12 protein-coding genes and 1 tRNA gene are annotated in these 12,581 nt (G+C 74.1%); 7 read left to right on the top strand and 6 right to left on the bottom strand.

The window, feature by feature from the left end:
• Positions 1 to 34: 34 nt before the first annotated feature.
• The 3 genes from NP075_RS13950 to NP075_RS13940 all read right to left on the bottom strand — a co-directional run bounded on the left by NP075_RS13950 (position 35) and on the right by NP075_RS13940 (position 3,135).
• On the bottom strand, positions 35 to 910 hold the full coding sequence (locus tag NP075_RS13950) for an ABC transporter permease (RefSeq protein WP_227566615.1): 876 nt from the start codon (positions 908 to 910) through the stop codon (positions 35 to 37).
• Complete coding sequence (locus NP075_RS13945; protein ID WP_227566614.1) at positions 907 to 1,803, bottom strand: ABC transporter ATP-binding protein; 897 nt, start codon at positions 1,801 to 1,803, stop codon at positions 907 to 909. The genes NP075_RS13950 and NP075_RS13945 overlap by 4 nt, the downstream gene beginning before the upstream one ends.
• A 96-nt stretch (positions 1,804 to 1,899) precedes the next feature.
• Positions 1,900 to 3,135 carry a pyridoxal phosphate-dependent aminotransferase gene (locus NP075_RS13940; protein WP_227566613.1) on the bottom strand — a complete coding sequence of 412 codons (1,236 nt, stop codon included), beginning with the start codon at positions 3,133 to 3,135 and terminating at the stop codon, positions 1,900 to 1,902.
• A 222-nt stretch (positions 3,136 to 3,357) separates the two neighbouring features.
• Between NP075_RS13940 and NP075_RS13935 the strand changes: the two genes are divergently transcribed.
• From NP075_RS13935 to rplA, 5 genes are all read left to right on the top strand, one after another.
• Positions 3,358 to 3,430, top strand: a tRNA-Trp gene (locus NP075_RS13935).
• Between the two features lie 163 nt (positions 3,431 to 3,593).
• Complete coding sequence (gene secE / locus NP075_RS13930) at positions 3,594 to 3,875, top strand: preprotein translocase subunit SecE (protein ID WP_227566612.1); 282 nt, start codon at positions 3,594 to 3,596, stop codon at positions 3,873 to 3,875.
• A 101-nt stretch (positions 3,876 to 3,976) separates the two neighbouring features.
• Positions 3,977 to 4,810, top strand: a complete 834-nt coding sequence (gene nusG / locus NP075_RS13925; protein ID WP_227565761.1) for a transcription termination/antitermination protein NusG — start codon at positions 3,977 to 3,979, stop codon at positions 4,808 to 4,810.
• 84 nt (positions 4,811 to 4,894) lie between these two features.
• The gene (gene rplK, locus NP075_RS13920) at positions 4,895 to 5,326 is read left to right on the top strand and encodes a 50S ribosomal protein L11 (RefSeq protein ID WP_147795436.1); all 432 of its coding nucleotides are present in this window, start codon (positions 4,895 to 4,897) and stop codon (positions 5,324 to 5,326) included.
• A gap of 110 nt (positions 5,327 to 5,436) precedes the next feature.
• Positions 5,437 to 6,153, top strand: coding sequence for a 50S ribosomal protein L1 (rplA, locus tag NP075_RS13915; RefSeq protein WP_227565758.1), 717 nt, complete (start codon positions 5,437 to 5,439; stop codon positions 6,151 to 6,153).
• A gap of 142 nt (positions 6,154 to 6,295) precedes the next feature.
• Here rplA and NP075_RS13910 read toward each other — a convergent pair whose 3' ends face one another.
• The 3 genes from NP075_RS13910 to NP075_RS13900 form a co-directional block, all read right to left on the bottom strand.
• A complete protein-coding gene (locus NP075_RS13910; RefSeq protein WP_227565757.1) occupies positions 6,296 to 6,820 on the bottom strand; it encodes a hypothetical protein in 525 nt (174 codons plus the stop codon).
• Positions 6,801 to 7,442, bottom strand: a complete 642-nt coding sequence (locus NP075_RS13905; RefSeq protein ID WP_227565756.1) for an RNA polymerase sigma factor — start codon at positions 7,440 to 7,442, stop codon at positions 6,801 to 6,803. The genes NP075_RS13910 and NP075_RS13905 overlap by 20 nt, the downstream gene beginning before the upstream one ends.
• 295 nt (positions 7,443 to 7,737) lie before the next feature.
• Positions 7,738 to 9,072: a S8 family peptidase gene (locus NP075_RS13900; RefSeq protein WP_227565755.1), complete on the bottom strand. Its 1,335-nt coding sequence runs from the start codon at positions 9,070 to 9,072 to the stop codon at positions 7,738 to 7,740.
• Between the two features lie 147 nt (positions 9,073 to 9,219).
• Here NP075_RS13900 and NP075_RS13895 point away from each other — a divergent pair, with 147 nt between their 5' ends.
• Together NP075_RS13895 and rplJ are read left to right on the top strand one after the other, a co-directional pair.
• Positions 9,220 to 11,772, top strand: a complete 2,553-nt coding sequence (locus NP075_RS13895; RefSeq protein WP_227565754.1) for a CHAT domain-containing protein — start codon at positions 9,220 to 9,222, stop codon at positions 11,770 to 11,772.
• A 267-nt stretch (positions 11,773 to 12,039) separates the two neighbouring features.
• Entirely contained in the window at positions 12,040 to 12,570 is a 531-nt protein-coding gene (rplJ, locus tag NP075_RS13890) for a 50S ribosomal protein L10 (protein WP_227565753.1), read from the top strand.
• The last annotated feature ends 11 nt before the right edge of the window (positions 12,571 to 12,581 follow it).

Genomic DNA, 12,581 nt, shown 5'->3' with positions numbered 1-12,581 from the left:
TCTGCCACGGCGCCGACCGGGTGGTCGACGCGCGTCATCCGTCGTCCCGGCGCCGCCAGCTGAAGGTCCGCACACCCACGACCAGGGCGACGACCAGCCACGCCGCGAGCACGGCGGCCGTCGCACCGTGCTGCCACGACCCTGCCGGCTCGAGCGCAGCCCCCTCGTCGGGCAGGAACACCGAGCGCATGCCCTGCGCCATCCACTTCAGGGGGAAGACCGACGCGGCCTGCTGCATCCACGTCGGCAGCTCGTCGAACGCGAAGAACACCCCGGACACGAACTGCAGCACCAGCACCACGGGGATCACGACCGGGCTCGCCGACTGACCGCTGCGCGGCACGGACGAGAACGCCACGCCGCACACCGCGCCGGTGGCCGTGCCGAGCACGAAGACCCATGCGAACGTCCACCACCGGCCCGGCTCGGTCGGCAGCGGCACGTCGAAGACCAGCGCCGCGACCGCGAGCAGGAGGGCGGTCTGGACGCCCGCCGTGACCAGGACCTGGCCGGTCTTGCCCAGGAAGTACGCCGTGGCCGGCAGCGGGGTCGAGCGCAGCCGCTTCAGCGTGCCGTCGTCGCGCTCCCCGGCGATCGAGATCGCCAGGTTCTGGAAGCTCGAGAGCATGACGCCCGTGGCGACCATGCCGGGCAGGAAGTACTGCGGGAAGTACACCCCCGACCCGGGCAGCAGCTCCTCCTCGGCACCGAACACGGTCGCGAAGATCGCCAGCATGAGGATCGGGTACACGAACACGAACACCACGGCGTCGCGCTCGCGGAAGAACGCCCGGACCTCGAACACCGTGCGCGACCAGGCGAGGCGCGCGAGTCCGGGCAGCGCCGACGACGGACGGTCCGTGGGGTGTGCTGCGCGGGTGCTCCCGGTGGTGCGGTTCGTCGTCGTCATCGCGCCGTCTCCTCGCCCGCCGCGTCCGCCGCCGCGTCCTGTCCGATGAGCCCGAGGTACACGTCCTCGAGCGTGGGGCGCAGCACCTGCAGGCCCGGGACCTCGCCGTCGGTCCGGCCCAGCTCCGCGGCGAGCCGCGCGACCAGGGCCGTCGGGGTGTCGGTCGCCTCGTCGTGCGTCACGCCGTCGACCGTCCACCGCACCCGCGCGCGCCGTGCCCGGCGGCCTCCGAGGTCGGCCGGCGCGCCCTCCGCCACGACGCGCCCGTGCGCCACGACGACGACGCGGTCCGCGAGGCGTTCGGCCTCCTCGAGGTAGTGCGTCGTCAGCAGGATGGTCGTGCCCTCGTCGCGCAGGGACTCCACGAGCTCCCAGAACTCGTGACGGGCCTGCGGGTCGAACCCGGTCGTCGGCTCGTCGAGGAACAGCAGCTCGGGGTCGCCGACGACCCCGAGCGCGACGTCGAGCCGGCGTCGCTGCCCGCCGGACAGCGCGCGCGTGCGCGTCCCGGCCCTGTCGCGCAGCCCGACCGCGTCGATCACGCCCTCCGGGTCCCGCGGCGCGGGGTAGAAGCCCGCGACGTGGTGGACGATCTCGCGCACCGTCGCCTCGGCCAGGTCGCGGTTGTCCTGCAGCACCACGCCCAGGCGCGCCCGCCACGCCCGCCCCGCGCGCGCCGGGTCCTCTCCGAGGACACGGACGTGGCCGGCGTCGGCACGCCGGAACCCCTCGAGCGTCTCGACCGTCGTCGTCTTGCCCGCGCCGTTGGGCCCGAGCACCGCGACGATCTCGCCGTGCTCGACGCGCAGGTCCAGGCCGTCGACGGCGCGCTTCTCGCCGTACCGCTTGTGCAGGCCCTCGACCAGGACGGCCGGGGCGTTCGTCGTCACCATGCGTCCAGCGTCGTGCGCGGGACGTGCCGCCCGGGACGACCGCTCGGGGGTGCCCGGGGTCCACCGGTCGGTGGACCCCGGGCGCGCCCCGGACGGTCAGACCGCCTCGGCGAGCAGGGCCTGGACGCGGCCGACGCCCTCGACGAGGTCGTCGTCGCCCAGCGCGTACGACAGGCGCAGGTACCCGCTGGGGCCGAACGCCTCACCGGGCACGACCGCGACCTCGACCTCGTCGAGGATCAGCGACGCGAGCTGCGCGGACGTGGTCGGGGTGACGCCGCGGATCGTGCGGCCCAGCACGCCCTCGACCGACGGGTACGCGTAGAACGCGCCCTGCGGCGCGGGGCAGCGCACGCCCTCGATCGCCTCGAGCATCGCGACCATCGTGCGGCGGCGGCGGTCGAACGCCGCGCGCATCGCCTCGACCGCGGACAGGTCGCCGGTCAGCGCCGCGACGGCCGCGCGCTGCGAGACGTTGGAGACGTTCGACGTCAGGTGCGACTGCAGGTTCGTCGCGGCCTTGATGACGTCGGTGGGCCCGATCATCCAGCCGACGCGCCAGCCCGTCATCGCGTACGTCTTGGCGACGCCGTTGAGGACGATCGTGGTGTCGGCCAGCTCGGGCACGACGCGCACGATCGGGGTGAAGACCGCGTGGTCGTACGTCAGGTGCTCGTAGATCTCGTCCGTGATGACCCAGATGCCGTGCTCGAGGGCCCAGCGACCGATCTCCTCGGTCTGCTCGGGGGAGTACACCGCGCCCGTGGGGTTGGACGGCGAGTTGAACAGCAGCGCCTTGGTGCGCGGCGTGCGCGCGGCCTCGAGCTGCTCGACGGTCACGAGGTAGCCCTGCTCGACGCCGGCGAACACCTCGACCGGCTCGGCGCCCGTCAGCCGGATCGCCTCCGGGTAGGTGGTCCAGTAGGGGGCCGGGAGCAGCACCTCGTCGCCCGGGTCCAGGATCGCGGCGAACGCCTGGAAGACGGCCTGCTTGCCGCCGTTGGTGACCAGCACGTCCGCCGGCCGGACCTCGTAGCCGGAGTCGCGCAGCGTCTTGGCCGCGATCGCCTCGCGCAGCACGGGCAGGCCGGCCGCGGGGGAGTAGCGGTGGTTCACGGGGTCCTGGGCCGCGCGGACGGCGGCCTCGACGATGTACTCGGGCGTCGGGAAGTCCGGCTCACCTGCCCCGAAGCCGATCACCGGCCGGCCGGCGGCCTTGAGGGCCTTGGCCTTCGCGTCGACCGCGAGCGTCGCGGACTCCGCGATCGCGGCGATGCGCGCGGAGACCCGGGCGCGGGTGGACGTCGTCGTCTGGGCGGTGTGCTCGCTCACGGGCCCATCCTCGCAGAGGCGCGCAGCGCCGGGGCCACGTGATATCACGACGTGGTACGGCGTCCGCGGGCGGCACCCGGGTGGGGCGCGGGTGTGAGTTCGACCGCACGCCCGTGGTCGCGTACAGTGGTCACCCGGCGGTTGACGTCCGCCATGATGAAGCACGCCCTCAGGCCGAGCAGGTCGGAGTGCGTCCGGAGTCGTGGCGAGCCAGGCCGTCGTAGGGCAGTGGCGCAATTGGTAGCGCAGCGGTCTCCAAAACCGCAGGTTGCAGGTTCGAGTCCTGTCTGCCCTGCGCACGCGGACCGACCTGTCCCCGAGGGGTTCCGATCCCACGGGGCACGGGTCGGCGTCGTGAGCAGGACCGCCGGTCGGTCCGGCGCGTCGCGTCGGCCCGTCCGTGTCCTCGACCCGCGGCGTCCACCCGGAGGCCGCACGAGACGAGACAGGGGCCAGACGTGAGCGATACCGCTGCCGCCGCGGCGTCCGACGCCGAGGGCTCGGCCGCCCGCAGGAGCGAGCACGCGCCGCGTCGCGGTGAGGAGAAGCGCGGGCTGTTCGCGCGCATCGCGCTCTTCGTGCGCCAGGTCGTGGCCGAGCTCAAGAAGGTCGTCCGGCCCACGCGCCAGGAGCTGGTCACGTACACCGGCGTCGTGCTCGTGTTCGTCACCGTCGTGATGCTGTTCGTGACGCTCATCGACCTGGGCATCGGCAAGCTGACGTTCCTGGTCTTCGGGTGACGACGGCAGGCTGACGCCGCCTCACCACCCCACCCGCGCGGACCGGTCCGCGCACCACCGGCATGAGCGCCGGCCCCCCATCTCCAGAAAGCAGGTTGCACGTGTCGCAGGAGTCGCAGGAGCCCACGTCGGGCGCCGAGGCCGAGATGGCGGACGCCCTGGCGTCCGTCGAGGCCGTCGAGGCGAGCGCGGGTGACGAGGTCGACGACACGGACGCCACCGAGGTCGAGCCCGAGACCGACGAGGCCCCGGAGGCCGACGAGGCCCCGGAGGTCGACGCGGAGGCGGAGTCCGCCGACGAGCAGGACGCGCCGTCCGACGAGGACGACCCCGACGAGGACCCCGAGGTCGCGTTCAAGGCCAAGCTGCGCCGGCTGCCCGGCGACTGGTTCGTCATCCACTCCTACGCGGGGTACGAGAACCGCGTGAAGGCGAACCTCGAGTCGCGCACGCAGAGCCTCAACATGGAGGACTACATCCACCAGGTGGAGGTCCCCATGGAGGAGGTCGTGGAGATCAAGAACGCGCAGCGCAAGGTCGTCAAGCGCGTGCGGATCCCCGGCTACGTCCTCGTCCGCATGGACCTCACCGACGAGTCGTGGGGCGCCGTGCGCCACACGCCCGGTGTCACGGGCTTCGTCGGCCACACGCACCAGCCGGTGCCGCTGACGCTCGACGAGGTCTTCTCGATGCTCGCGCCCGTGCTCGAGGCCAAGACCCCGGCCCAGCACGCCGCCAAGGCGTCGAGCAAGCCCGTCGAGGTCGACTTCACGGTCGGCGAGTCGGTCACCGTCACCGACGGCGGGCCCTTCGACACGCTGCCGGCGACGATCTCCGAGATCAATCCCGAGAACCAGAAGCTCAAGGTCCTCGTCTCCCTCTTCGGCCGGGAGACCCCGGTCGAGCTGTCCTTCAGCCAGGTCTCGAAGATCTGACCTGTCTGACCCGCCCCGCGCTGCGGGGCGATGCAACCGGGTCATCGCCCACGGCGTCGGCCCACGAACAGAACGGAAGGCACCATGCCCCCGAAGAAGAAGGTCACCGGCCTCATCAAGCTCCAGATCAACGCTGGTGCCGCGACGCCGGCGCCGCCGATCGGGCCCGCGCTCGGTCAGCACGGCGTGAACATCATGGAGTTCTGCAAGGCGTACAACGCGGCGACGGAGTCGCAGCGCGGCAACGTCATCCCCGTCGAGATCACGGTGTACGAGGACCGCTCGTTCACCTTCATCACGAAGACGCCGCCGGCCGCCGAGCTGATCAAGAAGGCCGCGGGCGTGGCCAAGGGCTCGCCGACGCCGCACACCGTCAAGGTGGCGACGCTGACGGCCGACCAGGTGCGCGAGATCGCCAGCACCAAGCTCGAGGACCTCAACGCGAACGACCTGGCCGCGGCGGAGAAGATCATCGCCGGGACCGCGCGTTCCATGGGGATCAAGGTCGAGGGCTGACCCAGCCCCCGCACCACCCGTCCGCCGGCGCGACCTGCGCCGGTGGGCACGTGGCAGGGCCCGTGTGCGGCCCGCATGACCACGACTGCTGACACGAGGAGAACAAGCAGATGCCCAAGCACAGCAAGGCGTACCGCGCCGCCGTCGAGAAGATCGACGCCGAGCGGCTCTACGCCCCCCTCGAGGCCGTGCGCCTCGCCAAGGAGACGTCGACCACGAAGTACGACGCGACCGTCGAGGTCGCGTTCCGCCTCGGTGTCGACCCCCGCAAGGCCGACCAGATGGTCCGTGGCACGGTCAACCTGCCCCACGGCACCGGCAAGACGGCCCGCGTCATCGTCTTCGCGAACGGTGAGCGTGCCGAGCAGGCCCGCGCCGCCGGCGCCGACGAGGTCGGCGGCGACGAGCTCATCGCCCGCGTCGCCGACGGCTGGACCGACTTCGACGCCGCCGTCGCCACGCCTGACCTCATGGGCAAGGTCGGTCGCCTCGGCAAGGTCCTCGGCCCGCGTGGCCTGATGCCGAACCCGAAGACCGGCACCGTGACGATGGACGTGGCCAAGGCCGTGTCCGACATCAAGGGCGGCAAGATCGAGTTCCGCGTCGACCGGCACGCGAACCTGCACTTCATCATCGGCAAGACGTCGTTCTCCGACGTCGCCCTGGTGGAGAACTACGCCGCGGCGCTCGAGGAGATCTCGCGTCTGAAGCCCGCGTCGTCGAAGGGTCGCTACATCAGCAAGGCGACCATGTCGACGACCAACGGCCCCGGCATCCCGCTGGACCAGAGCAAGACCCGCAACCTCACCGAGGAGGACGCGGCCTGACGGTCGCTCCACCACGCCACGACGGCCCGGCACCCGCGAGGGAGCCGGGCCGTCGTGCGTGCGCAGGCGAGCGACGAGGCCCGGTCCCCCCTGCGGGCCGGGCCTCGTCGACGCACCGGTCAAGCCGCGGTGCGCCCTCCCCTCACCAGGGCAGCCACTCGGTCACGCACGTGCCGTCCGCGCTCTGGCACACCAGCCGGACGGGCCCGTCGGGCCGGTTCTCGAGGCGGAAGTAGCCGACCTCGTCGGTGTCGACCGCGGCGACGTCGCCGTCGGGGCGGCGCAGCACGACCCGACCGCGACGGGCGGGGATGAGCTGGCCCTCCACCGCGACGTCCGTGACCTCGATCTCGACGCCCACCCCGTCACCCTCGAACACGAGGGTGCGCGACGGCTGACCGCTGCGGTCGCGCACGGCCGCGACGCCGGCCGCGGTGCACGAGTCGTGCACGAGCGTCAGGAGCAGCAGGTCGGTGGCCAGCTCGTCGCGCAGCGCGAGCATGCCGCGGTGCGCGTGGAACGCCGTGACCGCGGCGGACCTGATCCGCTCGGCCGTCTCGCCGTCCCGGACCGCCCGCGTGAGGTCGGCGGCGAGTGCGTCGTCGTCCTCCCACGCGTCGGCCGGCCGTGGCTGCGGCACGCTCATGTCATCCGAGTGCCAGGACATCGCGGCCTCCTTCGCCGGGCGCGCGGCTGGACGTCGCCGCGAGGTAGGTACGGATGGCGTGGCTCTGACGCAGGCGGGCCAGCCCGCGCTGCCGGGTGGGGCCGATCGACCCCACCGGGATGCCCAGGCGCGCGGAGACCTCCTGGTAGCTCGGGGGTGGATCGGTCGAGAGCAGCAGCAGGAGGTCGCGCTGGTGGGCGGGCAGCTCCGCGAGCGCCGCCCGCAGGGCGGCATGCTGCTCGCTGCGCAGCAGCTCGACGTCCAGCTCGACGTCGTCCTGCGCGTCGAGCCGGCCCGTCGTCGGGTCGACCGGGATCGACCGGCGCGACAGGTTGGCCGTCCGGATGCACTCGTGCCGCGTCGCGGTGGAGATCCAGCCCGGCAGCGCCGCCGGCTCGCGCAGGTCGGCCAGGTGCTCCAGCAGGTTGAGCCAGACGGTCTGCGCGACGTCCTCCGCCTGCTGCGGCGTCAGGCGGAACTGCCGGACCCGTGCCATGACGAGGCTCGTGTGCCGGTGCACGATCTCGGACCAGGACCCCTCGTCGCCCGTCAGCGCTCCGGCCACGAGCTGCGACGTGGAGCGCTCGTCGTACGGGCTGCCCAGCGGTTCTCGGCTGCTCACGGCGCGGCTCCTTCGCCTGTCGGGTTTGTCCCGAAGCCCATCATTGCGCGCGACGAGGCAGGTGCCCAGCACTTGACGCGCCAGGTCGGGGTGGAGCGACAGCCGCACCGGCACCAGGTCGGGCGACCTGAGGTGCCGACCGGTCGACAGGGTCATGGCAGTCCTCCTTCGGCGGGGCCGGGCGTCGTCGGCGACGGCGAGGCGTTCGTCCTGTGGGAGTCGGAGCGCGGAACCGTGCCCCGTGATACGACGACGACCGACCTCGGCTCCACGGGCGGCGCCCCGCGGGCCGCGCTCACAGGCCGTCCAGGATGCGCAGGGCCCGTCCGTAGTCGGGCAGCGGCGTGCCGGTGGCCCGCAGGCGCGCGAACGCCCGGCGGGCGCCGATGCCGTGCTCGTGCATGAGCGCCGCGACGGCCCCGGCGACCTGCGGCGCGGCGAACGACGTGCCGCTCCACCACGCGAACCCGTCGGCCGGGAAGTCGTCCGGCTCCGCGGTGAACTCGTACGACTCCTTGCCCTTGACGAACGGGGCGTGGATCCCCTCGGCGACCGCCGAGCAGTCGACCCAGAAGCCGTGGCTCGACCACGGGGCGGCGCGGCCGTCGGGGGTGAGGCCCGCGACCGCGACGACGTTGCGGAACGCGGCCGGCCAGACGGGCCGCGTGTCGCCGGTGTTGCCCGCTGCGGCCACGACGAGGATCTCGCGCCCCGTCTCCTCCTCGATGGACTCGATGACGTCGAGGGCCGCCTCGACGGCGAGGGACGGCTGGTCGAAGCGCGTGTTGGAGCCGAGCGACAGGTTGATGACGTCGGCGCCCAGCCTCGCGGCGCGGACCATGGCCTTGGCGACGTCCACCTCGCTGCCGACGCCCCCGCCGAGGAGCGCACGGTGCACGGAGATGCGGGCCTGAGGTGCCACCCGCTCGACGACGCCCGCGACGAAGGTGCCGTGCCCCGCGCACAGGTCGAGCAAGCCGTCGTCGGGCTCGATGTCCAGCGGGTCGATGTTCTGGTCCGGGCCCTTGCGGTGGCGGGCCACCGACGACAGCCGGCCGTCGCCGCGAGGGCGTCCGTCGATGCCGGTGTCCACCACCGCGACGTGCGGCGCGTCCGGCGTCGGCTCGTGGTCGAACGGCGCGAGGGGCGGCGCGAGGGCGGGCCCGCCGAGGTTCTTCATGACGGGGTCGCAGGGCAGGACCTGGTTCTGCGACACCGCGAAGCCGCGCAGCCGCAGCTCCGCCACGGTGTCGTCCAGGTCGTCCAGCGTGACCCCGGAGGCGCGCAGCAGCACGACGCGGTCGGCGATGCCACCGAGATCCGCGCGGACGCGCCGCAGGCCCCGTGCCTCCAGGTAGCCGCGCGCACCCCGGTCGTCCCACGTCGCGCGTGTCGCCACCAGCTCGCCCTCGACCGCCAGCACGTGCGACCCGCCGTGCTGGCTGACGGTGCCGATACGCTGCTCCGTCCGCGCCTGGTAGCGGTTCGCGATCGACCGCGCCGCCTGTCGGCGCAGGGCCGGGTCGTGGGCGGCGCGGCTCAGCTCCGTGACCTGACGGCGGACCTTGGCGCGTCCTCGGGACCGATCGTGGTCCTGGTCGTGGTGGCCGGTAGCGTCGGACGTGCTCATCGACGGGCTCCTTCGGGTCGTTGGTCCCTGGCAGGGGAGGACATGACGGGTAGGCGCGCAGATGCGCCCGGGGAGCAGGAGCGCCCGGGGGCGCTCCTGATACAGGCACGCGCGCTGGCTGACCGGGCGAGCGCCGATCCCCGCTCCGTGGAGGCCGACGTGCGCGCCCTCGTGGCACGTGCGCGGTCCGAGCGCGCCCACGCGGCCCACGCCGTCGCGCTCCGCGCGCTGGCGGCCGTGCACCGGGCGCGGTGGGAGCACACCGAGGCCGCCCGGCTCCTCGACACCGCGCTGCGGCTCGCCGCGCGGCACGGTGACGCGATCGTCGAGGCGGAGGTGCGCGGCGCACGTGCCGCCGTGCGGCACGGCCAGGGCCGCGTCGTGGCGGCCGGACGGGACGTCGACGCGGCGCTCGCAGCGCTGAGCCGGGCGTCCGACGTGTCGGCCGAGGACCGCGAGCGACTGAGGGCCTTCCTCCAGCTCCAGCGGGCGGCGCTCGACCACAACGCCGGGCGGCTGCGCGACGCGGAGGTGCAGTACCGACGCATCCTGTCGATGCGCCACGCGTCGACGGACGTGACGGTGCGCGTCGCCAACAACCTGGCGATGATCCTGGCGGCGCGCGGGCGGTACGAGGAGGCGCACGCGTCGTCGGCGCGGGCCGTCGAGGTCGCGGCCGGCCTGGGGCCGGCGACCCACGCGGTCACGCGCCAGACGCATGCCTGGATCTCGGTGCACCGCGGCCGGCTCGCGGAAGGGCTCGCGGAGTTCGCCGAGGTCGCCGACGCCTACCGGAGCGCCGCCATGCCCCTCGGCGAGCACCACGTCGAGGTCGCGGAGGCGATGGCGGACCTCCGGCTGCTGCCCGAGGCGATCGCGGCGGCCGAGGCGGCCGTCGAGGAGCACGCGCGGTCCGGGACCTGGCTCATGTGGGTGGAGGCGCAGACCCGGCTCGCCCACCTGTGCCTGGCGCACGGTGACGCGGCACGTGCGCGGGATCTCGCGACCGCGGTCCTGCTCCGGAGCCGCACGCAGCGTCGGCACGCCTGGCAGGCGCGCGCCCTGGTGCTGGACTCGCGCGCGCGGGCCGCGCTCGGGCTCGACGTGAGCGGCGATGTCGCGGCGCTGCGCCGCGCGGCGGCAGGGCTGCAGCGGCGCGGTGACCTCGTGGCCGCGGTCGACGCCCACATGGCGGCCGGACGTGCGGCGCTCACCGGGCAGCACCCCGCCCGCGCGCGCGGCGACCTGGAGGCGGCGTCCCGCCTCGCGGCACGCGGGCCCTTGCTGCTGCGGGTACGGGGGCGCGTCGCGTCGGCGACGGCCGCGCTCGTCGCCGGGGACGACGTACGGGCCGTGGGGGAGGCCAGGGCAGGGCTGCGCGACCTCGCGTCGCACCGCTCGTCGCTGCCGACGATGGAGCTGCGCGCGCTGGCGTCCGGCCACGGCGGGGAGCTCGGGGAGATCGGCCTGCGCGTGCTGCTGCGCACGAGCGGACCGACGCAGGTGCTGCGCTGGATGGAGCGCACCCGCGCGGCCGCGCTGGCGGCCCGGCTGCCGCTGCTCCCGCCCGCCGTGGCCGGCGCGGACCGGGCGTCGGGGGAGGCCCTGCCCGAGCGGGCGTTGCGGGACGTGGTCCGTGGCGTCGGCCACGCGGTCGAGGCGTCTGCGGCCGTGCCGTCCGCCGCGCAGCTCCCGGACGGGTGGCAGGACCCGCCGGTGGGCGCGCCACCCACGACGTCCGCGCTGCGGGGCGCGCTCGGCGGGCGTGTCCTCGTCGAGATCGGCGTCTGCGACGGGCGCTACGTCGCGGTCGTGGTCGACCCCCGCCGCACGCGTGTCGTCCCGCTCGCGCGCACGGCGGACGTGGTGGCCGCGGCGCGTCCGCTCGTCTTCGCCCTGCGCAGGCTCGCTGACCCCTCCTCGCCGCAGTCCGGCGAGGCCGCGCGCCTGAGCGCGGACGTCAGTCTCCGCCGCCTGCGCGCGCTGCTCCTGGAGCCGTGCGCCGTCGAGGGTGAGGAGCTGGTCGTCGTGCCCGTGGGTGCGCTGCACCAGGTGCCCTGGGCGGCCCTGCACGACCGACCGGTCGCGCTGGCGCCCTCGGCCACGTCGTGGTGGGCGACCGCGACGGCCGGGAGCGCGCTCGCCTCGTCCGTGGTACTCGTCGCCGGGCCGGGGCTGCGCGGCGCGCAGGAGGAGGTCGACGCGCTCGCACGGCTGCACCGGCACGCCGACGTGCTCGGCCCCACGGCCAGCCGGAGCGGCGACGTGCTGGCCGCGGTGCGGGGCGCCGGTCTCGCGCACCTCGCCTGCCACGGCGTGCCGCGCATCGACAACCCGATGTTCTCCGCGCTCGTGCTCGCCGACCGGGCGGTCACGGTGCAGGAGCTGCACGAGCTGGGCGGCGCGCCGCAACGGCTCGTCCTGGCGTCGTGCCACGCGGGCGCGGACGTCGCGTACGACGGTGACGAGGTCCTCGGCTTCGTCTCCGCCATGCTGGCGCGCGGCACGCGGGGGGTCGTCGCCTCCATCGCCGCCGTGCCCGACGTCGAGGTCGTGGACCTCATGCTCGCGCTGCACCGCCGGCTGGCGGCGGGGGAGACGATGGCGCGGGCCCTGCACGGTGCGCGTGGTGAGATCGACCGTGACACCCCGGCCGGGTTCGTCAACTGGTGCACGTTCGGTGCGCACGGGGCCGCGTGAGGGATTTGGCCGGGCGGCCGGCGTGCCGTAGTCTCGTAAGGCCCAAGACCGCCGGTCGTCGGTCCGCTCGTCGGACCGGCCGAAGCTCCGCGAGACGCGGGGGCCTGCGCAGGTGAGAGTTCCGACGCATGTGAGTGCCCGGCCGTGGCCTGAGAAGGTCCGTGCCGGCTCACCGTGCCTACGAGCCCCGCGCCTGCGCGGGGCTCTTGTCGTCTGTGCGGCAGCGACGGGAAGACGCCCGGTGGCACCACCATCGGAAGGAATGCCATGGCGAGGCCGGACAAGGCTGCCGCTGTCGCGGAGCTGACGGAGCGCTTCCGCAGCTCGAACGCGGCTGTGCTGACCGAGTACCGCGGGCTCACCGTCGCGCAGCTCAAGACGCTGCGCAAGACGCTCGGCGGCAACGCGAACTACGCCGTGGTGAAGAACACGCTGACCGCGATCGCGGCCAAGGACGCCGGCCTCGAGGGCCTCGACGACGCGCTCGCGGGCCCGTCGGCGATCGCCTTCGTCACCGGTGACCCGGTCGAGGCGGCCAAGGGACTGCGTGACTTCGCCAAGGCGAACCCCGCACTGGTCATCAAGGGGGGCGTGCTCGACGGTCGCCCGCTGACCGCTGCGGACATCACCAAGCTCGCGGACCTCGAGTCCCGCGAGGTCCTGCTGGCCAAGGCGGCCGGCGCGATGAAGGCCAAGCTCTACCAGGCCGCGTACCTGTTCACGGCTCCTGCCTCGCAGGCCGTGCGCACCGTCGAGGCCCTGCGCGTCAAGCGCGAGGAGTCCGACGCCGCAGCCTGAGCCCGACGCTC

This window comes from Cellulomonas wangsupingiae (assembly GCF_024508275.1).
In the GTDB taxonomy this organism is placed as follows: domain Bacteria; phylum Actinomycetota; class Actinomycetes; order Actinomycetales; family Cellulomonadaceae; genus Cellulomonas; species Cellulomonas wangsupingiae.
The sequence above is the reverse complement of the archived record's forward strand: the minus strand, read 5'-3'. Positions and strand labels throughout refer to the sequence as shown.

Bases quoted from the DNA above. Each gene is read 5' to 3' on its own strand.
- NP075_RS13950 (WP_227566615.1), bottom strand. From the start codon at position 910: ATGACGACGACGAACCGCACCACCGGGAGCACCCGCGCAGCACACCCC.
- NP075_RS13945 (WP_227566614.1), bottom strand. From the start codon at position 1,803: ATGGTGACGACGAACGCCCCGGCCGTCCTGGTCGAGGGCCTGCACAAG.
- rplK (WP_147795436.1), top strand. From the start codon at position 4,895: ATGCCCCCGAAGAAGAAGGTCACCGGCCTCATCAAGCTCCAGATCAAC.
- rplA (WP_227565758.1), top strand. From the start codon at position 5,437: ATGCCCAAGCACAGCAAGGCGTACCGCGCCGCCGTCGAGAAGATCGAC.
- NP075_RS13910 (WP_227565757.1), bottom strand. From the start codon at position 6,820: ATGTCCTGGCACTCGGATGACATGAGCGTGCCGCAGCCACGGCCGGCC.
- NP075_RS13900 (WP_227565755.1), bottom strand. From the start codon at position 9,072: ATGAGCACGTCCGACGCTACCGGCCACCACGACCAGGACCACGATCGG.
- rplJ (WP_227565753.1), top strand. From the start codon at position 12,040: ATGGCGAGGCCGGACAAGGCTGCCGCTGTCGCGGAGCTGACGGAGCGC.